This window comes from Marinomonas sp. 63XJN7_9_ISO-PGPR-S23-217 (assembly GCF_056173515.1).
The window spans coordinates 1804400-1828286 of the sequence record NZ_CM149678.1 but is presented as its reverse complement, the minus strand read 5'-3'; the positions used below and the strand labels follow the sequence as shown (position 1 = coordinate 1828286).

Annotated in this window: 18 protein-coding genes; 13 read left to right on the top strand and 5 right to left on the bottom strand. The window is 45.7% G+C overall.

The genetic code is table 11. The features are described from left to right. Positions 1–69: 69 nt before the first annotated feature. The 3 genes from AC0VYI_RS08625 to glgX are packed head-to-tail and all read left to right on the top strand — an operon-like array spanning position 70 to position 7494. Positions 70–3207 carry a phosphorylase b kinase regulatory subunit alpha/beta gene (locus AC0VYI_RS08625; protein ID WP_199477244.1) on the top strand — a complete coding sequence of 1046 codons (3138 nt, stop codon included), beginning with the start codon at positions 70–72 and terminating at the stop codon, positions 3205–3207. A 41-nt stretch (positions 3208–3248) separates the two neighbouring features. After that, positions 3249–5456, top strand: a complete 2208-nt coding sequence (glgB, locus tag AC0VYI_RS08620; protein WP_475448707.1) for a 1,4-alpha-glucan branching protein GlgB — start codon at positions 3249–3251, stop codon at positions 5454–5456. Between the two features lie 13 nt (positions 5457–5469). Beyond that, complete coding sequence (gene glgX, locus AC0VYI_RS08615; protein WP_475448705.1) at positions 5470–7494, top strand: glycogen debranching protein GlgX; 2025 nt, start codon at positions 5470–5472, stop codon at positions 7492–7494. A 28-nt stretch (positions 7495–7522) separates the two neighbouring features. Here the strand turns inward: glgX and AC0VYI_RS08610 are convergent, their stop codons facing one another. Then, complete coding sequence (locus AC0VYI_RS08610) at positions 7523–7975, bottom strand: protein tyrosine phosphatase family protein (RefSeq protein ID WP_475448704.1); 453 nt, start codon at positions 7973–7975, stop codon at positions 7523–7525. A gap of 234 nt (positions 7976–8209) precedes the next feature. On the opposite strand from AC0VYI_RS08610, the gene AC0VYI_RS08605 reads away from it, so the two are divergent. The 6 genes from AC0VYI_RS08605 to AC0VYI_RS08580 all read left to right on the top strand — a co-directional run bounded on the left by AC0VYI_RS08605 (position 8210) and on the right by AC0VYI_RS08580 (position 15015). Continuing rightward, a complete protein-coding gene (locus AC0VYI_RS08605; protein WP_475448702.1) occupies positions 8210–10039 on the top strand; it encodes an ABC transporter permease in 1830 nt (609 codons plus the stop codon). 1 nt (position 10040) lies between these two features. Beyond that, on the top strand, positions 10041–11231 hold the full coding sequence (locus tag AC0VYI_RS08600) for an ABC transporter ATP-binding protein (RefSeq protein ID WP_475448701.1): 1191 nt from the start codon (positions 10041–10043) through the stop codon (positions 11229–11231). Positions 11232–11260: 29 nt separating this feature from the next. Then, complete coding sequence (locus AC0VYI_RS08595; RefSeq protein WP_475448699.1) at positions 11261–12379, top strand: ABC transporter substrate-binding protein; 1119 nt, start codon at positions 11261–11263, stop codon at positions 12377–12379. Positions 12380–12444: 65 nt separating this feature from the next. Then, entirely contained in the window at positions 12445–13242 is a 798-nt protein-coding gene (locus AC0VYI_RS08590; protein WP_475448697.1) for an inositol monophosphatase family protein, read from the top strand. A gap of 60 nt (positions 13243–13302) precedes the next feature. Next, positions 13303–13953: a dual specificity protein phosphatase family protein gene (locus AC0VYI_RS08585; RefSeq protein ID WP_475448695.1), complete on the top strand. Its 651-nt coding sequence runs from the start codon at positions 13303–13305 to the stop codon at positions 13951–13953. 39 nt (positions 13954–13992) lie between these two features. Next, complete coding sequence (locus AC0VYI_RS08580) at positions 13993–15015, top strand: LacI family DNA-binding transcriptional regulator (protein ID WP_475448693.1); 1023 nt, start codon at positions 13993–13995, stop codon at positions 15013–15015. A 110-nt stretch (positions 15016–15125) separates the two neighbouring features. On the opposite strand, the gene AC0VYI_RS08575 is transcribed toward AC0VYI_RS08580, so the two are convergent. Further along, complete coding sequence (locus tag AC0VYI_RS08575; protein ID WP_475448692.1) at positions 15126–15866, bottom strand: class I SAM-dependent methyltransferase; 741 nt, start codon at positions 15864–15866, stop codon at positions 15126–15128. A gap of 93 nt (positions 15867–15959) precedes the next feature. Continuing rightward, positions 15960–16586 (bottom strand): HAD family hydrolase, encoded by a 627-nt coding sequence (locus AC0VYI_RS08570; protein ID WP_475448690.1) that lies wholly within the window; start codon positions 16584–16586, stop codon positions 15960–15962. A 133-nt stretch (positions 16587–16719) separates the two neighbouring features. Here AC0VYI_RS08570 and AC0VYI_RS08565 point away from each other — a divergent pair, with 133 nt between their 5' ends. The 3 genes from AC0VYI_RS08565 to AC0VYI_RS08555 all read left to right on the top strand — a co-directional run bounded on the left by AC0VYI_RS08565 (position 16720) and on the right by AC0VYI_RS08555 (position 20984). Then, complete coding sequence (locus AC0VYI_RS08565; RefSeq protein ID WP_475448688.1) at positions 16720–17745, top strand: TAXI family TRAP transporter solute-binding subunit; 1026 nt, start codon at positions 16720–16722, stop codon at positions 17743–17745. A gap of 172 nt (positions 17746–17917) precedes the next feature. After that, positions 17918–20065 carry a TRAP transporter permease gene (locus AC0VYI_RS08560; RefSeq protein WP_475448686.1) on the top strand — a complete coding sequence of 716 codons (2148 nt, stop codon included), beginning with the start codon at positions 17918–17920 and terminating at the stop codon, positions 20063–20065. Between the two features lie 223 nt (positions 20066–20288). Next, the gene (locus AC0VYI_RS08555; RefSeq protein WP_475448684.1) at positions 20289–20984 is read left to right on the top strand and encodes a 2'-5' RNA ligase family protein; all 696 of its coding nucleotides are present in this window, start codon (positions 20289–20291) and stop codon (positions 20982–20984) included. Between the two features lie 46 nt (positions 20985–21030). Here AC0VYI_RS08555 and AC0VYI_RS08550 read toward each other — a convergent pair whose 3' ends face one another. After that, the gene (locus AC0VYI_RS08550) at positions 21031–21618 is read right to left on the bottom strand and encodes a TetR/AcrR family transcriptional regulator (RefSeq protein WP_475448682.1); all 588 of its coding nucleotides are present in this window, start codon (positions 21616–21618) and stop codon (positions 21031–21033) included. A gap of 163 nt (positions 21619–21781) precedes the next feature. On the opposite strand from AC0VYI_RS08550, the gene AC0VYI_RS08545 reads away from it, so the two are divergent. Next, positions 21782–22990, top strand: a complete 1209-nt coding sequence (locus AC0VYI_RS08545) for an MFS transporter (protein ID WP_475448680.1) — start codon at positions 21782–21784, stop codon at positions 22988–22990. Positions 22991–23109: 119 nt separating this feature from the next. Here the strand turns inward: AC0VYI_RS08545 and AC0VYI_RS08540 are convergent, their stop codons facing one another. Next, the gene (locus AC0VYI_RS08540) at positions 23110–23880 is read right to left on the bottom strand and encodes a carbon-nitrogen hydrolase family protein (RefSeq protein WP_475448678.1); all 771 of its coding nucleotides are present in this window, start codon (positions 23878–23880) and stop codon (positions 23110–23112) included. Positions 23881–23887: the final 7 nt, after the last annotated feature.

The following is a 23887-nucleotide window of genomic DNA, read 5'->3' as shown; positions in this document are numbered from 1 at the left end:
ATTCATATAAGTGAACGAATCCATCATCCAGACAACTGATTTTATGTTTTACGTTCTGAGGGAAGGAATATGGCGTTTGATACCCAAGAAAAGCTAAACTCTCTATACAAACACATTCAGGCTGTGATCCTCTCTCGGCAACACCCTGTTACTGGACTTTTTCCGGCTAGTACTAGCATCAATAATCACGGCAACTACACCGATGCTTGGGTACGAGACAACGTTTATAGTATTCAAGCCGTTTGGGCACTCCATCTCGCCTACAAACGTGCCTCAAACCCAGATAAACGTTCCCACGAATTAGAGTATTCTTGCATTAAAATGATGCGAGGCTTGCTGTACGCCATGATGCGCCAATCCCATAAAGTCGAGGCATTTAAACACAGCCTTGATCCCAAAGACGCACTGCACGCAAAATACGACACAAAAACAGGGCTCGAAGCGGTTGCAGACGATGCTTGGGGACATTTGCAAATTGATGCCACCAGCTTCTACTTATTGACTCTGGCCCAAATGACCAAAGCGGGCAGCAAACTCATCTTTACTCACGACGAAGCCAATTTTATTCAGAACCTCGTCTATTATATTTCTCGTACCTATCGCACTCCTGATTACGGCATTTGGGAGCGAGGCAATAAAGTGAATAATGGCAAAGCCGAAATCAACGCCAGTTCAGTCGGCATGGCCAAAGCCGCGATGGAAGCTTTAGACGGCTTAAACTTGTTTGGTAATGATGGTCCCGAATGGGCTGTCATCCACTCCTTTGCTGACGCCGTGGCCAGAGCAGGCTCCGTATTACAATCTCTCCTGCCGAAAGAGTCTCGCTCAAAAGAGGTAGATAGCGCCCTATTAAGCATCATCAGCTTCCCCGCGTTTGCAGTAAATGACGAAAAGCTGACCCAAAGAACCCGTGATGAAATCCTCAGCAAACTCGGCGGTGAATATGGTTGTAAGCGTTTCTTATTAGATGGACATCAATCGGTTCTGGAAGATCAAAGTCGAATCTATTACGAATACAATGAGCTGATTAACTTTGAGCATATCGAGTCCGAATGGCCACTCTTTTTCACCTATTTATACATCGGTCGACTCTTTGCCCGCGACTGGGAAAGCGCTAACTTCTATCGCCATAAACTTGAAACACTGATGATAGAAAAAGACGGTGAGATGTTACTACCCGAACTGTACTATGTTCCTCAAGAAAGCATCTTGGCTGAAAAAGAAAACCCCGGTTCGCAAAAACGCCTTGCGAATGACAACTTGCCCCTTGTTTGGGCGCAAAGCTTGTATTTGGTGGGTAAAATGCTCGATGATGAACTGATTCGAACCGATGATCTCGACCCTCTGGGATTACATCGCATTCAGCATCGACCGAATGTGGTCACCACCTCCATGGTGATTCTCGCGCAAAACAACGCAGTGAAAGACAAACTGTTAAAAGCTGGCTGTCTCTGTCAAACCGTCGATGAAATTGCCCCGTTCAAAGTCATCAGTGCGGTGCAACTTGTGGAAACCTATCGCCACTTAGGGGCCTCACCCGCACTAGGGCTCAGTGGCCGTCCTAATAGAGCATTGAACAGCTTGGCCACCTCTCAGCCCTTTACTATTAACGATGAAAACTACTTGTGTTTGTCTTGGATTCAGAATGAAGACAAAGACTACCGCAAAGTCGACCCTAGACTGTTTCAAGCCCATATTTGTAATGAATTAACCATTATTGAAGGCCATTGGTATTACCCTGCCAATGCCGTTTTTGCTATTTTGATCGATGAAGCCTTAAGTGAAATGCCTGGCAGTGATGAATTATTTGAGTTTATACGTCAACTGCAAAAACGAGAAAGAGAGGAGTTTCGAGTCATTGCCCAATCCGCTAAAAACGCGTTTAAATCAGGCAATCGCCGTAGCATTACAATTGTCTCACCAGAAACGCAAATGCTGGGGGCAACATTACCATTACACGAAAAACCTTGGCCATTATCGTCGGGCGGAACACCTTACGACACCCAAAAAATTCATGAAATAGACACAGATACATTACTGGCACGTTTAAACCAAAAGCCCAGCCTATCTGAAGCCATTGACTCTTTGATTGAACTGGGTGCAAGACGCGCGCTGATGAACACCATCCCAGGGACAACACCCGCCGTCACCGCCTATAAAGTCTTAGACTCCGTCTACACTCAAGCGCTTCTAACAGAAAACTGGCAAGCATCGAGACAATTGTTTTCTTTAATGCTGAAGCCCACAACAGATCTGGCTACTTATATCGCCGACATTACTGTTCGTCAGCGTCTATTAGTCGTTGGGGATGCTCTGGAAAACGAAACCGACATCACCTTGCCCTTACACCAAGATGAGATTATGGAGCTGCTAAAATCAACCTCTTCATCCTCTCTATCCTTGGTCATTTGCCATGAGCTAATTGCCATTGCGGGTACGCTAATCAAAGTCTACCCTGAATTTTTTTCTGGGGTACGAACTATTCGTATTCATAGTCTTGCCCTACTCTGCGCAAGACACATTAACCCAGATGAAAACGCGCCAGTCTTTGAAACCTTATCGAAACTTTCACCTAGTTTGCTTTACGACACCTTCAAACAAGTGTTACAACAAAAGCATGAAGATTTTAACCATGTAGTAAATCATGTTCGTTATCATCATAAGGTCGACAGCGATAACAGCAAAATGAAAGACATGGATTGGTTTGACTGGCGAGTAGAACAAGGCATCATCACCAAACTACCTGAGAGCATGCTAAAACAGCTATGGGAAAGTCTAAGTCATGTAGATGCTATTGTGTTTGGTGATATGCAAAGTAATACCACATTAAACTGCAAACAAACATTAAGCTCCATGACGCCAGGGGAGGACACCTTTGCTATTTTAATTGAAAGCCTCACTTCAGACATTCATCCCGTTTGGTATAAGAGTCTGATTTTTGAAGGGTTATACGCTTTTATTCAATTTTGTCAGCAGCATAAAAACTGTCACTTTGATCAAGAGATTAATTTGCCTGTGTTGGTTTCCCGCGCAGCAATGGATCATGTTAAGCAACACCAAGTCGATCATCCTGAGAAAGATTTGGCTGAGGCGGCATTAGATGAATTTGCCCAGTTAACACCAAATAAAGTGAACCAATATCTGCGTTGGGCAGTCAGTAAACTACACAGTCGACAACGCCAACAAGTAACGGAAAAGAAACACTAAATTAATATTCTAAATACACTAACCCTTCTTTGGAGAAGTGAATGGATCCGCTTAAAAATGTTCTAATTGACGATATATTGAACGCACGTTGTGCCGACCCATTTGGCTGTTTAGGCTTACAAAAATCAAAGACTTCCAGTGGTTTCACCCTGACTGTATGGCGTCCTACCGCGACGGCTATCACAGTCATATCACTGACAGATGACACCGTTTTAGGCAAGATGAACTGCCTTCATAAAGATGGATTATTTGAGTTATCTTTTCCTAAAGCAAAATCGCCTTTTCATTATCGAATTAACGTCACCTATGGCGATAATACCTATACCATTGTTGATCCTTACCAGTTTTCAGAGGCCACTTTTCATGACCCTGAGCACCATCAAGCCAACCTCTATAAAAGCCAGGGGGCAATTCGTCGCGGGGCATACATTAACGAGCAATTAACCATTAATGGCACTCGGTTTGCGGTATATGCCCCAGCGGCTCGTTCGGTTTCAGTCGTTGGTGACTTTAATGCTTGGGATGGACGTCTTCACCCCATGTCAAGTAATGGCGATGGCATTTGGCGACTGTTCATTCCCGATGTGAATCATGGCGCTCGCTATAAGTTTGAAATTCGTGCGAACAATGGCGACATACTGCCGCACCGTAGCGACCCTTTTGCCCAGCGCATTGAACAATATCCGTCTTTTGCAAGCGTAACTTGCTTTGATGACAAACATCAATGGCAAGATACCCAATGGACTCAGCGCCCACTTGTGGATATTTACGAAACCCCAATGAGTATCTATGAACTTCACCTTGGTTCATGGCGTCGTAAAGACGATAACCAACCCCTCACCTACTTGGAACTAAAAGAAGAACTGGTCCCTTATCTACAAGAAATGGACTATACCCACGTAGAATTACTGCCCATTAGTGAATACCCATTTGATGGTTCTTGGGGCTATCAACCCGTTGGTTTATATGCGGTGACCTCCCGCTACGGCACACCAGAAGAGTTTAAAGTGTTAGTTGATGCACTCCATCAGGCAAACATTGGTGTCATTATGGATTGGGTGCCTGCTCACTTTCCCGCCGATAGCCATGGTTTAGCCAACTTTGATGGTAGCAAACAATACGAATACCCCGACCCGAAAAAGGGCTGGCATCCGGAATGGAACTCACTGATTTACGATTTTGGCAAAGATCATGTCGTTAATTATCTCATCAGCAATGCGGTTTTCTGGCTTGAAGAGTTCCATATAGACGGCTTACGAGTGGATGCTGTTGCCTCGATGCTTTACCTTGATTATTCACGGGAACAGGGTGAATGGGTTCCCAATCAGGACGGAGGTAATCACAATTACGAAGCCATTGCTTTTTTGCGTCGCCTAAACGAAACCGTCTATTTGAATCACCCTCGTTGTTTTACCGTAGCAGAAGAGTCTACCGCCTTCCCTGACGTCTCGAAACCCACCTATATGGATGGTCTGGGTTTTGGCTTTAAATGGAACATGGGCTGGATGAACGACTCACTGGAGTACATCAAAAAAGACCCGATACATCGCAAATATCATCAAGGTGAACTCACCTTTAGCATGGTCTATGCGTTCGACGAACAGTTTGTTTTGCCCATATCACATGATGAAGTTGTCCACGGCAAGGGATCCATGATCGAAAAAATGCCCGGCGACCCATGGCAAAAATTCGCGAACTTACGCGCTTTTTCCGCTTACATGTATTTTCACCCAGGTAAAAAGCTCAACTTTATGGGCAACGAGTTTGCACAAGGCCAAGAATGGAGCCACCAGCGCTCTCTTGATTGGCATTTGCTGGATATTGACTACCACCAAGGTCAACAGTACCTGACGCGAGATTTAAACCATTTGTATAAAAATGAACCAGCCTTACACCTAGACCACTCCGGCCATGGTTTTGAATGGATCAGCTATGATGATAGCGCTAACAGCATCTTGGTCTTTGTCCGCAAAGCCAAAGAGTATACTGCCCACGGCATTGCTATCACTAACTTTACGCCAGTACCTCAAGCAAACTACCGTATCGGCGTGCCAGAGCCCGGCCGTTATCAAGTGATCTTCAATTCCGATGAAGGACGCTACGCAGGAAGTGATTACCTATTAAGCCAAGGCTGTCAAAAAGATCACATTTATCAAACTGAGGCCATAGACAGCCATGGCAAAACCAATAGCATTGAAATAAAAGTCCCCCCTCTCAGTGGTGTCTTTTTAAAGTGGCTAGGCGAATAACAAGGAATCTTTCATGAGCGATACTTACACGATTAATTCTGGTCACCCCTTTCCGCTCGGAGCGCAAATTACCGAAAATGGTGTCAATTTCGCGGTCGCCTCAGAAGAAGCCAGTGCCATTTTCTTGTGCCTCTTTGACGACAAAGGAAACGAACTAGAGCGCTTGCCTTTTATTGCCAAGCGTCGTGGTATATGGCATATGGAAGTGTTTGGCTTAACAGAAGGTCAACACTATGGTTTTCGCGCGCAAGGTCCTTTTGACCCCAGTTCGCAACGACTATTTAATGAAAACAAACTCCTTATCGACCCTTATGCGAAAGCATTAACCGGTAAACTCGAATGGCACGAGGACCAAGCCGCCATCACAGAAGATGGAGGGCAACACCTTGTGGACTCCGCCTATTGCGTGCCAAAATCCATCGTTCGGCGTGTCAGCGCCTCATCGATTCGCCCTAAACGAGTCCATGTACCACATGTCCAACGCACCCTATACGAGCTGCATGTCAAAGGATTCAGCCAGCACTTACCCATTGATGACGCCCTTAAAGGCACCTATCTTGGGGTAATCTCCAAACCGGGCATTAAACACCTAAAGTCTCTTGGCATTACCACCATTCAGTTGATGCCGTGTTTCAGTTTTGCCACAGAACAACATTTACAACGCCTCAAACTCAACAACTACTGGGGCTATAACCCCATTAGCTTTTTTGTACCGGAACCCTCTTACGCTCAAAAAGACGCTATCAGCGAATTTCAAACCATGATAGACGGTCTCCGTGAAGCCGGTTTTGAGGTTATTCTCGACGTGGTATACAACCACACAGCTGAGAGCGAAATGAATCACTCTAGTGTCTGCTTTCGTGGTTTGGATAATGCCCACTATTATCGTCACAAAGAGGGCCAATACCTTAATTATACTGGCTGTGGCAACTGTCTGGACACCTATAACCCAAGCAGTATTCGTCTTATTTGCGATAGCATGCGCTATTGGGTAACGGTCATGGGTGTCGATGGATTCCGCTTTGACTTAGGTGTGGACTTGGGCAGAACCGACCATGATTTTTCGCCTAAAGCGCCGTTGTTACAAGCCATTTTACAGGACCCAGTGTTAAGTGAAGCCTGTTTAGTTATGGAACCTTGGGATATCGGTCCAAACGGTTACCAATTAGGGCAATTTCCCAGAGGCTTCTTAGAATGTAACGACCAGTATCGTGATACGGTACGGCGTTTCTGGCGTGGTGATGAAGGTTTCACTTCGCAATTGGCCACACGCCTGATGGGATCACGCGATATTTTCCATAAGGGGAAAAAAAGCGCTTTGCACTCTGTCAACTACATCACCTACCATGATGGCTACACACTGCATGATTTGGTCTCTTACCATCGCCGTCATAATATGGCAAACATGGAAAACAACCGAGATGGTCACGGTGATAACCTCAGCCAAAACTTTGGTGTCGAAGGTGAAACAGATAACGCCGAAATCTTGCAACGCCGCTTAAATCAACAACTGTGTTTTATTGCTACCTTACTCCTTAGCCAGGGCACTCCTCACATTCTTGGCGGTGATGAACTGTCCCACACACAGCAAGGAAACAACAACGCCTACTGCCAAGACAACGACATCACATGGCTTAAGTGGGAAGAAAGTGAAAGCCGAACTAAATTACAAGAAGCCATTGCGAGTTTGATGGCGATACGAAAAGCCTACCCCATTCTAGCGGAAATCTATTTAGAAGACGATTCACTGTATCAATATCAACCTTCGGACCACATTGAGTGGCTAAATGAACATAACCAACCAATGAGTAACGACGATTGGGCTCAGAAAGAGCGGGATTATTTGTCGGCCATTCTGACTCCGGCGGACTTATCGACACACCTTTGGCTTGTCTTTTACCGAGAAGACCACCCTCTAAGCGTGCCATTGCCAAAAGCCACCACACAATTAGACGTGCTTTATATAACCCCCGGAATAGAGCTGGACAAAAAACAAATCCACTGCCATTACCGAGGCGTCATGATCGCAAAACTCTAACAGAATCAGCCTGAGGCAACTCAGGCTGTCAGCGAGTAAAACCAAGATCTTCGGCTGACCACTTCAGCATGTCTTGCCACACAAGGTTAATATCCCAGCGTTCAAACATAATGGATTTAGACGCTTGTTCAGAGCGTTTTTCAACCTTGGTAAAATAATGATACATGAACGCCGAAACACGGTAATTCATAATGCAATGCACAAATATTTTCTGAGTGTTTAGCGAAGAGAGCAATTGACAGAAGAACGCTACTTGCGTTTTAGACGGCGCATCAAATTTTACCGGAATATGAATATAGTTCATTCCTAATTCACTGACCAATCGATCTTCCTCCAAAACCGCGTCTGGATGATCAGGCATACCAAGGTTAATAACATAGTCATAACCCTGTTCTGCAATTTTCGGAAACTGTTCTGCCTTTGGTTGTCCCCCTGTCGCAATAAGTGGCGTCAATTGAACAAAATTTTTAATCCTCTCCATCAATACTCTCCTTATATCGCGATCACGCTCATCAGTGTTCAAAAATATAACAAAAAGTTCATAAAAGACAAAAACACTCTATAAATCTATGATTTTTAATGCTTTATCTCCCCTAAATTCATATGTATGAAGTGTTAATATCAGCATTTTGCACATAGGCGCAAAAGCGTCACCTCCTTGTAACATAATCCCTCTATGGTGATTGCCGTGAATTAAGCAATAAGGGAAAACACCATGCCGTTGCCAGTTGAAACACATCATCATTTAAAGCCAGACTGGTGGCTAAGAGTTCGCCATGCCATCGCTGTTAGCAGGCATGAGCCCGCCAATGTCATCGCCTTTATATTAACGGTTTGCTTTGCCTATTTGATTCTGGCCCCTGTTATCTCCATATTACTTGATGCCATTTTTGTCCATACTGGCGATGCAGGGCGCACCCATCAAGATGAAGGTGCTTTCACCCTCTACTATCTGACACGCGCTTTTATGTCACGTATGTCAGAGATTATCCTTTGGACACCGCTTTACAACACCCTAACAATCGCCCTTGGTACCGTGGCATGCTCTTTAGCCTTAGGCGTAACACTGGCCTGGCTGATCAATCGGACCAATATGGCAGGCCGTAGGTGGTTTGCCAGTGCTTTGATTGTCCCTTTTATGCTCCCGTCATGGACATTTGCCATGGCATGGACAACCATCTTTAAAAACCGCACTATCGGGGGCCAACCTGGGTGGCTCGAAGCATTAGGTTTTCACACACCTAATTGGCTCGCCTATGGCTTTTTTCCAATTGTTGTTATTTTAATTTTACACTATACACCACTGGTCATTTTAATTGTTGGCAATGCGCTAACTCGTTTAGATGTACAAATGGAAGACTGTGCCCGCATTTTAGGTGCACCTCGTCGCACCATTGCCTTCTCCATCATTTTACCCCTAGTGCGTCCAGCACTTATGTCCGCCGGTTTGCTGATTTTTGCCGACTGCATCGGCGAATTTGCCGTGCCCTACATCCTCGGATTACCTGTCCATTACGACACCCTGTCAACGGGTCTGTATCGTTCCCTTGATTCTCGCCAAAATGGTGTTGCCGCTGTTCTTGCGGCCGTCATTATGATCATTGGTGTTATCACCTTGCTCATTGATATGCGCATGATGCGTGAGGCGCGCCGTTTTGTGACTGTGGGCGGTAAAGGCAATATGGATCGCCAAATTTCCCTTGGCAAATTCCGCGTAATTGCGGCCAGTATTCCTATGGCGTTTATGCTTATCGGTATGGTGATCCCACTGGTCACCTTATTTTTGTCAACCATCATGACCTTGCCTGGCCGCTTCACCCTAAGCAATTTCACCTTCGATTTTTGGATAGGACACAACCTAACAACCGTCGCCCTGCGAAATGGTATTTTGTTCACTCCAGAATTTTGGCAAGCCACATGGAATACCATCTTCATTGTGGGCATCGCCTCTCTATGCTCTGGCATCTTAGGTTTACTGGTGGGTTACGCTGTAACACGCTGTTCATTCCGTAGCGTCAGCGGTTTTTTACGTCACATTACCTTTATGCCCTATTTGGTTCCAGGGATTGCCTTTGCGGCGGCCTTTCTATCATTGTTTGCTGTGGCTCGTGGCCCTATTCCAGCTCTTTACGGCACCCCAATATTACTCATTATCGCGCTTATTGCGGAAAAAATGCCCTTTGCCAGTCGTTCAGGCATCGCGGCGATGACACAACTCGGCAAAGAACCTGAAGAAGCCGCTCGCATCGCTGGTGCGAGCTGGTTCACTCGTATGGGTAAAATCATTGTTCCCATTCAAGCTGGGCCATTGGCAACAGGCATTCTTTTACCTTTCATATCCGGTATTAAAGGTGTCAGTTTATTTATTATTTTAGCGGTTCCTTCAACCGATGTTCTTACCACCTATTCCCTTCGCCTACTCGACTACAACTATGACCAAGCGGCCAATGCCGTCGTCTTCATGATTGCCCTGATTGCTTGGTTTGGCACCCTATTGATCCAACGGATCTCTGGTACCCACTTGGCCCAAGGTCTGGAGAGTTAATATGCCAACTATCGAACTGAAAAATTTAACAAAAACCTATGGAAAGAATGCTGCACCAGCGGTCAACAACATCAATATCACAATCGCCGATGGCGAGTTTATGTGCTTACTTGGCCCTTCTGGTTGTGGCAAAACCACGATTTTACGCATGATCGCAGGCATTGAGCATGCCAGCTCTGGGGAAATCATACTAGGAGGTTCAGTCGTTGACTCCGTCAATAAGTCGCACTTTACACCCCCAGAACAACGTCAGATTGGCTTAGTGTTCCAAAACTATGCACTTTGGCCTCATATGACAGTGGAACGCAATGTGGACTTTGGCTTGCGTATACAAAAGCTACCAGCAGAAGAACGCCGCGCGCGCTGCCAAGATGTTATGGAAAAGCTACGCATCGCGGAATACGCAAACCGTTACCCATCACAACTTTCCGGTGGGCAACAGCAACGTGTTGCCTTAGCTCGCATGCTAGCGGTGAACCCAGGTATCTTGCTATTAGATGAGCCACTTTCCAACTTAGACGCCACACTGCGCCTAGAAATGCGAGCCGAATTACGCCGCATTCACGAAACATTCGGCACCACTATTGTATTCGTCAGCCACGACCAGTGGGAAGCCATGACGCTTGCCAATACCATCGCTGTAATGGACAAAGGCACGCTACAGCAAATCGGCACCCCCGATGAAATCTACGCAACACCGCAAAATCGCTTTGTTGCCGAATTTATCGGGAACCCCAAGATCAATATGATCGAACTTAGCAAAGCAACCGACTCCCTCGACAAAGTGGCGGATCATATCCTCGCACGACTACCTGAATGCGCGCATGCAGACACCTGCTGTATCCGCCCAGAAGAAATTGTCTTAAGTGACAGGCCACATAGTCATACCATTCCGATGACCATAGAAAACATCATGCCAACAGGTGGCAGCTGGGTCATTGAGTTAAGTTATGGTAGCAGCCGTCTGTTCCACTCAACACAACAGCGCCCATCCTGGCGTGTGCAGGAACAAGTTAATGCCTTTTTACCAGCACAAGCTTTGCACTTTTTCGCTCAAAACCACCGTCGACTAACGATCGATACGCTCCAAGATGAACCCCTAAGACGACTAAATCGATCCAATCAACTCAAATCCAAGCGTACCGTTGAGCCCCATCACCCACTTAATCAGCCAGTGAATCACAGGGTATAGACCTTCAACTTTAGACCTAGGAGATGACCATGAAATTATCAACAAAAAACGGACTGACCGCCTTGATCGCCTGCACGCTGTCAGTCTCTTCTGTTTGCGCGTTTGCAGCGGATTCATTTGACTTGCAAGCCTTGGTCAAAGCAGCCAAACAAGAGCCCCCTCTTATCGTATATGCCTCAACAGGGAAGATTGTTAAACAAGCCAAAGCGTTTGACAAAAAGTATGGTCTTCATGCCACTGGGGTCAAAGCGAAGGCGCCACAAATATTGGAAATCGTCTCTCGCGAAGCCAGAGCTCATAACGTCAAAACTGGCGTCATATTATTAGAGGATGCTCCAGCGGGCATCGAACAGCTGCTCTCTAAAGGCTATGTAGAAAGCTGGGTACCACCCGACTTGGCGAAACACATTCCTGCTAACTATCAACACCCTCTGACAGTGGTTCTTGCCCCCAATGTCTGGGCGTACAATACCAAACTGTATAAAACCTGCCCAATCACCAATATATGGCAATTAACCGAACCTAAGTGGCGCGGTAAAGTCGCCATGCAAGACCCATTAGGCAAACCCGCTTATACCGACTGGTTTAACCAAATGGCTACCCATCATGACAAGGCCGTAGCCGCTGCCTATCAGGCAGAATTTGGTAAACCATTAAAAACCGATGAGAGCAGTGCGACGGCCGCCTTTGTTAAAGCACTTGCAGAAAATGGTCCCCTATTAACCAGCTCAGATACTGCTGCCGCTGCGGCCATTGGTGCACCAGATGTCACCAACAGTTTTGTCGGTTTAATCAGTACCGCTAAGTTTCGGAAAAACAAAGATGGAATGAAACTGGGCTTATGTAAAAATATGGTCCCCTTTAGTGGCTGGAGTTACCCAACCCTAGGACTGATTGTCAAAGGGTCTCAAAGTCCAAATGCCGCCAAGCTCTTTATCCATTACGTAATGACAGCGCAAGGCATCGCACCGCAAAGCATCGATGGCAAAATGTCGACCAACCAAACTGTTAGCCTGCCCAAAAACGAACCATCCGGCGTTGGCAAGGTACGTAATCAAATCATGGGATATGAGGCTTCCAGTGCCGATTCAGATTGGCAAAGTCGCCAAGACTGGCAAGATCTTTGGAGCTTGAGCTACCACAAATAATTATTTACTGAGAATGGGACTCCCTCATTCCCTTTTTTCTAGGCATCATTAAGGACATGAACCAAATGATAGACGATATAACAACACGGGAAATAGCGCTAAAAAACATCATCCAAAAAGCGGGTAATTTGGCTCTACAACATTTCAAAAGCCGCCGCCAAGGAGATTTCACCCTAAAAGGCCAACAAGACTTTCTAACGGAAGCAGATGCCTTAGTAGAAGAATACATTCGTGATGCCCTGTTCAACCAATTTCCACACGATGGACTATTTGGAGAAGAAACGGGGGGGTCTGTTGAAACGCCCTCTCTCTGGGTCGTTGACCCCATTGACGGCACCGCCAATTTTGCTCGAGGTATTGAGCATTTTTGTGTGTCTATTGCGTTCGTTCATCGAGGCATCACCCATCTCGGAGCCATCTATAACCCCGCCAGCAATGAACTCTACCGTGTTCGTCGTGGTCGCTATGTCACCAAAAATGATCAACCTATACGTGTCTCAAACATGCAAAGTATGGCAAGTGCCACCATCGAATTAGGCTGGTCCAATCGTCTCTCAACACAAACGTTTCTCGATATAACCAACTCACTGCTTCAAACGGGGGTCAATATTCGTCGGGGCGCCTCTGGCGCCCTCGGCCTTGCTTGGGTTGCCGAAGGTCGCACAGACGGATACGTAGAACAACATATGCAAGCTTGGGACTGCTTGGCCGGACTTCTAATGGTAGAAGAAGCGGGTGGCAGAATTGGTAAATTCCCTAAAAACCATGACGAGATTGTCAATGGTGGCCCCATTATTGCGACAACCAACGCATTGGCCGACGCTATCTCCAAAGCAAGCAGTATTGAATTAAGAGCCTATTAACCCCCAGTTTCCTCCCCTTAATAAAGGGGAGGAAACTGGAAATGCTTCAAGAGACAACACATGACAGCACCAGACAACACGCAAAAAACTAAGAAGAAAGCACCTCATTACCCACGCCCGCCAATAAGCTTAATTGAAAGCAATATCCCGGGCTGGGGTATCGATGTCTATATTGGTGGCTCAACGGGAGTAGCCGACCCCTTATTACTCGAAAAACACAATATTAAAGTCGTGCTTAACTGCGCCGTGAATCTAGACATTAACATGGTGCACTATACAGAAGACAACATTCCAGAGCATTTGCATCAATATGGATCAAGCCAAGTGCGCTACTATAAAGTCGGCTTAATTGATGGACCAGGTAATCCAGACACCTTGATGTTAGCAGCGTATTACTTAATGCGTTCGTCTTTGCAACAAGTCTTACCAGTTAAACCCTCCTACAAGGTCCGAGAAAAAGGCAATATTTTGGTTAACTGCCGTGGCGGCCGGAGTCGCTCCGTAACAGTCGTCGCCTTATTTTTGCATTTAGAAATGCCAGAACGCTACCCGACCTTGGAGGCCGCTATCAACCATATTCGTGAGAAGCGTGAACTTCACCCTGATGAATGGTATGAAACCCCTAAACCGGAACTCATTCGCTTGGCGGAACGGGCCGCAAAAATGGAAAAGCGACTCCGAGAGGTCGATTTTGATGCCAATGACGAATAACCTAAGCAGTATAATCAAACGTAATAACGGTTCACTTGTATGTCGGTAAAGAATATTGCCAATGCGACACAAGTCGCAAAGTTGGCGGGCGTGTCCCGCTCTGCTGTCTCTCGCACGTTCACCCCAGGGGCCAGTGTGTCGGCGGCGACTCGGGAACGAGTGTTGAAAGCGGCAAAAGAGTTGAACTATCATGTCAACCACTTAGCCCGAGGACTATCCAATGAGCGCAGCCGTCCCGTTTGTATTTTAGGAGCAGATTTAAAAGCGCCTTATCAAGCTAGCTTATTGAATGCCATCACAAAACGCCTGCAAGAAGCCGGTCGGGCGGTTATGGTGATTAACAGTTCTGGTGACCAAGATAGCTCCACCGATGCGATTCGGCAAACCCTCAATTACCGAGCCTCCGCAACCATTGTTCTGTCTGGCACCCCACCCGCTTCATTAATTGAAACCTGCCTGCAGGCAGGGCAGCATGTCATATTAGTCAATCGTGAGGGGCAATTCGAAGGCCCCGATCACATTACCGTCAATGTTCAAGCAGCTATCGTTGAAGCATATCAGTTAATGGCTGAGGCAGGTTGTCAACACTTTGCCGTCGTCTCCTCGACGATACAATCTCCAAGTTTGATTAAGCGAGAGAATGTTTTTATCCAGGCGGCAAAAGACTCGGGCCGAGCTTGCGAATTACGACGTGATGGCCCCACCAGCTACGAAACTGGCGCTCTATCAGCGAGGCAATTACTGTCTAGAGATACTCCAATAGACGGTGTATTCTGTGTGACGGATTTAATTGCCTGCGGGGTTATGGACGTTGCTCGCCACGAATTTGGACTGAGAATCCCTGAAGATTTGTGCGTATTAGGCTTCGATAACATCGAGCAAGCTGGCTGGTACGGTTATCAATTAACCACCTTTTCTCAACCACTTAGTGAAATTGCCGACGCCATCAGCGAATTATTAGAAAGTGCGCTCGACAATCATCGAAAAGCAGAAACCCGAACCTTTAACGCTCCGTTAACATGGCGTAATAGTATTCGTCATCGAAAAAGCACTCAGCGCTAGCCAGTACACATAGTTAACCAGTATTAAAAGTGCTTTTACGACGATACCCTACTGAACGAACACTATGTTTAAAAACATTAAAACTGCACCCATAAGTTAATGGATTCAGGTTATCTAATTTTTCCCGCTTTTACAAAAAAAGGTAAGGTGATGCGTTTCTTTTGGGTTGGGTTTTTCCAGACAGTAGATAGAATTTGGTTAGCCTGTACCAAAAAATCATCACCTTTGTCTTGAATACGCAACTGAGAGGCCGTCCAAGTGCGCATAAAATCCATGGTTTGAGGCATGGTCCAATTACACTGCAAATCGAACGAAGGGGTTTCAATGGGCTCATAAGGGAAATGAATATCTTTATACTGCTCCCAAAGCAAACGGCTTTCTTGTGGCCAATAAGAAGAAAGATGAGGCAGCACATGCTGAGCAATCACCGCATCCTCTTGCTCTCCAACTTGGAGCCAGTTATACCCCCAACAAACAAATAACCCACCCGGTTTTATTACTCTCTGCACTTCTTGCCAGAACGCCTCAAGATGAAACCAATGCAGGGCATGACCGACGCAAATCGCGTCAAAATAGTTATCTGGATAGTGCGTTTTTTCAGACGGGAACACCTGATAATTAACCTTTCGATGGGGGGTCGCTTCGGCAATTTGTGACTCACTGATATCCGAGGCCTCCACTCGATCAAAATACGCCGCAAGGTCAATGGCTGCCTGCCCAGTGCCACAGGCAGAATCCCAAACCACATCCGTATTTCTAACCTGCTGGGATAACCAATAGTACAACTCCGCTGGGTACGTCGGTCGAGAGCGAGAATAAATACCAGAAGATCGTCCGTCAAAAGTTCGCATAAAAACACCCTATTAAAGTTATTATTTTACCCCACACCAGACTTACTCTAGAAACAGGGAAGAGATACGCTTCGGTTGTTAATAGCATAATGTTTATTGCCCCAATAATACATTATAGGAACTCAACACCGATTTCGCCTCTTCAACACCTCGAGCTAAATGAGCTTGTATACCTAAGGCTTTTGCTGCATCAACGTTTACCTGATTATCATCCACAAATAATATGCTCTCAGGCAAGACCTGTAATGCATTTAAGATATGCCGATAAAGACTAGGCTCAGGCTTCACTTCCCCAATCAAATGGGACGCAAAGTAACTATGAAAATGCCCCGCTAGCCCCATCTCATTCATCAATCGAGGCCAATGGGCAGCATTCGTATTCGATAAAATCGCCCTGTGATAATGGGGCTTGACCGAATCAACCAAAGCAAGGGCACCATCGAATAATTGCTTAGGCCATGCTTTAAAACGCGCCTTAAAAGTCTCCTTATCCATATCCGTACCGACCTCTTTAGGAAGCCTTTCGGCAAATTCATCGAAAGAAATACGACCAGAATCAAACGCTGCAACCGCAGGAGATCTCAACCACTTTAGCCATACCTCGGTGATATCCCCTTGAGTATTCAGCATGGTATGCATCTGCTCGATACTACCAAGATCCACGAGAACATTCCCTAAATCAAACATCACAACATTTATATCTTGATTTTTAACCAACAAACGTCATACCCTCTTTAAAGAAATCGAAAACAATACGCAAAAACAAATAAAAAATACAATTACTAATCTGGCTATTGCTCACAAAATTAGTAATAGACTAATCGATTCAACGCTTTAATTGGAGAATAATAAGATGAAATTAGCCTTCGCATCAAAAGCCCTATTAACAGCGTCCGCTCTCGCTACGCTTACCTTCGGCGCCATGAACGCCTCTGCGGCCAATAAAGACTACATACTTGCTACAGCCTCTACGGGAGGAACCTATTACCCTGTTGGCGTGGCGATTGCCACGTTGAGTAAAGTAAAACTTGAGCCTAAATATCACTTTTCATTGTCTGCCATCAGTTCCGCAGGTTCTGGTGAAAACATCAAGCTGATGGGCGAGAACCAAGCACAGTTTGGTATTTTGCAAGGTCTATACGGTGCCTGGGCCTGGAATGGTGAAGGTCCATACGAAAAAATTGGCAAACAAAAAGAACTGCGCTCAGTCACAATGCTCTGGCAGAATGTTGAGCACTTTGTCTTGAGAAGCAACCTAACCAAAACGGGCACCGTTAGCGATTTAAAAAGCCTCGAAAATACCGACCATAAATTTTCAATTGGTAGCAAAAACTCTGGTACCGAAGGCTCTGGCCGACAGATTTTAAAAGGACTTGGTATCGATCCTAATAAATTTAGCCTAGCTTATATGGGCTATGGCTCCAGTGCAGATGCCATCCAAAATGGCAACATTGATGGCATGAACACCCCGGCGGGTGTACCAGTGAGCGCAGTAACCCGTCTATTTGCCGCTATGGGTGATAAAGTGACCGTGCTTGATTTCACGGATAAACAGATGAAAGAAGCCAATGGCCGCTATAACTTATGGACACGCTACATCATCCCAGCAAACACCTACCCAAGCCAAAGTAAACCGATTAATACCATTGCTCAACCTAACTTTTTGGCAACACGAGCAGACGTATCGGAAGACGATATCTATCATCTAACCAAATACTTGTATGAAAATTTAGGTTATCTCAGCGCCATTCATAAAGCGACCAAGGTCATGGCGATAGAAAAAGCCATTGCGGGCTTACCAGTTCCATTACACCCTGGAGCTGCTCGCTACTATCGTGAGCAAGGAATTAAGATCCCTGCTGAACTCATTGCTAATTAATAAGCGTCATTACGCTAAAATCAGATCAAAATGACCAACACACACTGCCTAACTTGCGAACCAACCGTTAGACAGTGTGTTTTTTTACCAGAGAGCCCTACTGTCTTTTATAAGCACGAATAAAAGTGCTGAACAAAGACCTGATCCTGTTTGCAACAAAGGTAACTGTTTTATGTCTGTTTCCTCTAACGCTAGCTCACCAACTCCTTCATCACCTGACAATGAGATCAATTTAGACGATTTTGAAACCCAACACCGTTCAGGCCATTGGCTCAACCGTGTTGTCTTTGCGTTAAGTATTTTTCTTGCCGTAGCACATGTTTACATTAACACCATCGGCACCCTACCCGAATTATGGGTATCTTCCTTTCATTTTGCTGGTTTTGGTGCATTATGTGCTTTACTAGTGCCTGCTCGCCCTAAATGGCGAGACAGCAAGCTGGCGCTTTTTTTCGACACCTTGATTGTACTGGCCCTGATTGTCATGGTGCTCTATATCGTGTTTTTTGAAGATGCCCTTTACGCCAGAGGGGTTACCTTCGATACAGGCGACTGGATCGTTTCTAGTGTTTCAATATTACTGGCATTAGAACTCATTCGACGAACCAGTGGTTGGTTTATTCCTTTGTTAATTCTCGTCGCTCTCACCTATGTTGTTTGGTGGGGGAAATGGCTGGCAGGCCCATTTTCATTTCCAGGGCTCAGCGTTGAAACACTATTATATCGCAGCTTCTTTAGTACCGATGGCATGTTCGGCCCGATCTCGCGGATATCATGGAGCTTCGTCTTTATGTTTATTTTGTTCGGGGCCTTTCTTGTCAAATCCGGGGCAGGCGACTTCATCATCGACCTTTCTCGCTCTTTGGCAAGCAAAATGATTGGCGGCCCTGGCTTTGTCGCGGTATTAGGCTCTGGACTAATGGGCTCGGTATCAGGCTCCTCAGTCGCCAATACTGTCTCCACAGGCGTCATTACCATTCCTTTGATGAGAAAAGCGGGCTTCCCTGCACGCTTCGCGGCGGGCATCGAAGCGGCGGCCTCAACGGGTGGACAGCTTATGCCGCCAGTAATGGGGGCTGGTGCGTTTATCATGGCCTCGTATACTCAAGTGCCCTACGTCACCATCATTGGAGTCGCCGCCATTCCTGCCCTACTCTACTTTTTATCCGTGGGATTTTTTGTACGGGTTGAAGCCAAACGCAGTCAGGTAACCAGTACCGCAGTCGTTGGTGTACCGGTATCTCAGGTGCTAAAAGAAGGTTGGCATCATATCGTTCCCCTAGGTGTATTAGTTGCCCTCTTAATCAAAGGCTATACACCGACCTACGCCGCAGGCGTGGGGATTCTCGCGGTCATTGCCGCGTCTTGGTTGTCCAAAACACACCGCATGGGACCAATACGTATTCTTGATGCCATGGCACAAGGTGCCAAAAATATGTCTACAACGGCCGTATTACTAATAGGCATTGGCTTAGTAGTCAATGTCATTAGTACCACAGGTGTGGGCAATACCTTCTCTCTCCTCATCTCAGACTGGTCTGGTGGCAGCTTGTTATTGACCATCATATTAGTTGCCATCGCGTCTTTGGTGCTCGGAATGGGCTTACCCGTCACCGCCTCTTATATTGTATTAGGCACACTGTCTGCGCCCGCTATTTTTAACTTGATCGCCCAAAGTCAGCTATTAGAAATGATGAGCAATGGCACCTTGCCACAAGCCGCCCATGCGGTCTTTATGCTGGTGGATCCGACGTCAATCAGCAAACTGGCTGAGGGCATGCCGATGGATCAAGCCTCTGCGTTATTAGCGCAAGTCCCTGCTGACTTTAAGGGCATGCTGATGGATCAAGCACTCGGCGCCAATACCGTCGCTATGACATTGTTAACGGCGCATATGATCATTTTCTGGTTATCACAAGACAGTAATGTCACCCCACCTGTCTGTTTGACTGCCTTTGCCGCCGCAGCCATTGCCAAAACACCGCCTATGCGGACAGGGTTAACCGCTTGGAAACTGGCTAAAGGTTTGTATATCGTGCCGCTCTTGATGGCCTATACTCCATTAATTGGCGGCGATACAGAAACACTGATCAGGCTAACGATCTTTGCTATCTTCGGCATGTACGCTCTCGTTGCTGCCATGGAAGGCTATTTGGAAGACAAGCTGCCTATCCCCACTAGAGTGTTAGCACTAATTGCCGCCATTTTAATGCTGTGGCCGCATTTTTCGCTTTGGCTACAACTCATTGGTCTGGTTATTTTTCTAGCCCTGTTTGTTATAGGGAATAAGACCTACGCCAAGAACAATGTGCCTGCCTAACCTGATTTAAACGCCTCTCTTTATGCTCAATCCTCTTTTGATGATTTATCAAAGGAGGATTGTCTTTGAGAATAATGACATTACTGTTTGCTAACGTCATCTAGTCTTCATCATAATAGTGTTTACTCCTAATGACCTATTTCCGTGTAGGCATATAGGGCTTAGACGACTTATTTGCATTTTCCCAAGATTTGGTCCTATCTATTCAGTACAAGGAATCGACATGTTTAAAAACAAACAGATTATAAAACGAACATTGGGGCAAATCGCTCTGATCGGGGCAATCGGCTTATCCACCAGCGCTTTCGCAGACAGCATCAGTATGGATGTCTTTGCGATTCCCTCTAAACCCATTACTGAACTGGTCAAGCACACCAGTGACGCCTTGAAAAAAGAAGGCATCACCACCTTTTACGAAAAAGGCATGCCAGTACATGCCACACTCTACCTGACCAATTTTCCAGAAAACGCGAAATCCGCTATCGAAAAAGCCGTTAAGCAGATAGCCACACAGTATCGCCCTTTTCCGATTAAAGCGAATGGACTGACTGTCACGAAAGGCAACTGGGCCTTTATCAATCTAGATGACTCAAGCAAACTTCAACGTCTTGCAGACGAAGTGACCCTCGCTATTGAACCATTGCGAGATAAGCATGCGCCTCTACCAGGTTGGGTAAAAAACTACCCTAACAAGCTTGCCGCCTTCCAACGCTATGGCAGCCCGAACGTTTTCCAAAACTTCCAGCCCCATTTGACTCTGCTAGCAAACGAAAAAAGCCCAAAACTGGCCAGTTTCAATATGAAAATGAAGAAACATCCGCCAGAAGCCCAAGGTGAAATTGTGGGTATTGGTATCGGTATTGCCGATGAGTGGGGTCAACAAAAAGAAATCATCGCCCGCTACTATTTTAAAAAATAGTAATCATGTAAGTTCAAAAAATAAGAGCCAAGAACAGAAATACTATTTAACTCTGTTCTTGGTCTGATGATCGAGCTATTGAAAGCACTCGATCAATTGTACGATGAAGATGGTCAACAGATGGTGGTTCTTGCAAAAAAGTAATACGGTAAATAAGCCCACCGATTATACCATCTAAGATATCGTCGACAGTCGGGATCGAACGATCACCACGTTCTTTAGCTCGTTGTAAAATATGCTGGACCTGCTGCAAAGTGAAACCACAACAACGTGCTGCTTGATCCTTTTGCTGAGATGCCAACACATCCTTAAGAACCTGTCGACCAGGGCCAGACGACATTTCATCTAAAAACTCTTCAAACCAATGATACAAATCTGCCTTAAGGCTTCCTTTGTCAGCCGGTGGGGTTTCTGGCTGCCACGACTGCAACGACACATCCGCTAACAAGGTTGAAAGGTCACCCCAGCGCCGATAAATAGTCGTTGGGGTGACGCCTGCATGACTAGCAATCATTGGCACAGTTATAGCGTCACTCCCTATCTGAGCAATCAGCTCATTGACAGCTTTATGAATAGCTATCTGTACTCTGGCACTTCGGCCTCCAGGCCTTAATCCTTCACGCATATGCGACATAATCTCTTCTCATCCACAAGTTAAACACAATATTTATTTTCACTAAAGCTAATTATTTGCTTTAGTGAAAAACAAATGATATCTTATTAAAAGCTAATTATTTGCTTTAATGACATATCTGATTATTAAAGCTAAAAATCAATGTTAACGTGAAGGCCCTACTATGTCGAATCATGTATCACCCAGTCTACCAAAGGAAAACCGAGCAACACCTATTTTACACGGTACTATCCTAGCGACTTTTATGGGTGCTTCCAGCGTACCTACCCCGCTTTATCACCTTTACCAAGAGACTTGGAAATTTTCTTCTACAACTTTGACCATGATTTTCGCGATATACGCTTTTGGCTTATTAGCCGCTTTGCTTATTGGCGGAAAAATATCTGACCATATAGGCCGACGACCAACCATTTGCACAGCATTAATGGGTGAATTGGCTGCCATTATTATTTTTCACCAAGCAAGTAATACTGACTGGCTAATAGCAGCACGGTTAGTGCAAGGCCTGGCCACTGGGATTGCCACATCCTCTATAGGCGCAGCCTTATTGGATGTTAACAAGCAGCGTGGAGCTTTAATTAATAGCGTCACACCGTTAGGCGGCATGGCTATTGGTACAATTCTTTGCAGCTTGTTGGTTGTGTTTGCACCTTATCCAATGCACTTAATCTATGAATTATTATTCATCATAGTAATGATTGAAGCCCTACTCATTTGGATAACACCAGAAACGGCGGACGTTCATCCCGGTGCGTTAAAAAGCCTAAAGCCCAGTATTTTGGTGCCACCTCAAGCCAGAGCGATGCTTATGGCCATTAGCCCGTTAAATATTTCTACGTGGGGGCTAGGTGGTTTCTATCTTTCTTTAATGCCCTCTATTGTGATTAAAGCAACAGGCTCAAGTTCGGTTTTACTAGGGGGCTTAACCGTCTCCTTGCTAACTGTATCGGGCGCAATATCTATTGCTTATTTCCGCAACCATGCCACCCATCATATTCTTTACCGTGGTGCACTTTTGGTTTGTTCAGGGGTAACACTCATCATCTCAGGTACTAACCTACATATCACTTGGCTTATGCTAGTCGGCTCTACCTTTGCGGGATTGGGATTTGGAAGCTGTTTTCTGGGTATATTGAGAAGTTTGATGCCTCTCGCAGAGCCGCGCCAACGTGCGGGTCTTATGGCTGCTTATTATATAGAAAGTTACCTTGCTTTTAGTTTACCCGCTATTGGTGCAGGCATATTGGCACAACATATTGGTTTAATACCAACCGTGACTATTTATGGATCCGCGATTATTACTCTGATCATTATAGCCATCATCACGCTCCGAATCACGACACGTCGTCATATCACACAAGATCCAGCTTGATTAAGGTATACCTTTACCTATCAATATTTGACTCTAAAAAAGCAAGGCGCTTCTCGTCTAGCAGAAACGCTTTTCCTAACTATCTTTTTACTGCTTAAAGGTATGAAACAGGCAAACCATTATCTGTCAGCATCAAGCAAATCAATAATATTGACCTGAGAAACCTCATGAGAGCTAATTTCGCACAATACAAAACAAGCTTCTTTACTATTAGATGAAACAGCCAGCTGACCAGACGAATCCCAAGCGGCATTGTGACCAAACGCCTGCCAGCCACCCGTTTGAGAAATATGATTTGAGAGCATAACAGGCATCTGATACTGAGCCGCAATGTGAGACAAAATCTTAGCATCCGCCTCATAGCCAGATTCTGAAATCAATGCACTGGCGACATACAGATCCGCCAATTTTTCAGCCGCCCTCGCAGGGTGACGAGCATCCGAAAAATCCGCACAAATCCCTAAGGCCACTCGGTAATTCCCAACTAAGAACACATAATCCTTAGTGCCAATAGAACAATATTGATCTTCTCCATCGTGCAAATACTGCTTAGCGTAATGCTCAATCCGGCCATCAGGAAAACAAATCACAGCACCGATGGTTGGCTTACCCTTTTCCACCGCGCAAGGGCAGCCTGCGATCACAATAATATTGTTCTCAATAGACGCTTTAGATAGCACAGCAAACTCCGGTGCATGAGCATGAAAAGCAAGACCAGCAGCCAACTCTAGCTCGTATCCTGTCAGTGATAACTCAGGAAACACCACCAAATCTGCACCGATCGCCGCAGACCTAGCGATAGCAAAAAGGTGTGTTGTAAGGTTTTCTTCAACCGCTCCTTTAACAACAGGAATTTGCGCCAAACTGACGGTTATAGACTGGGAACTCATCGCTTTC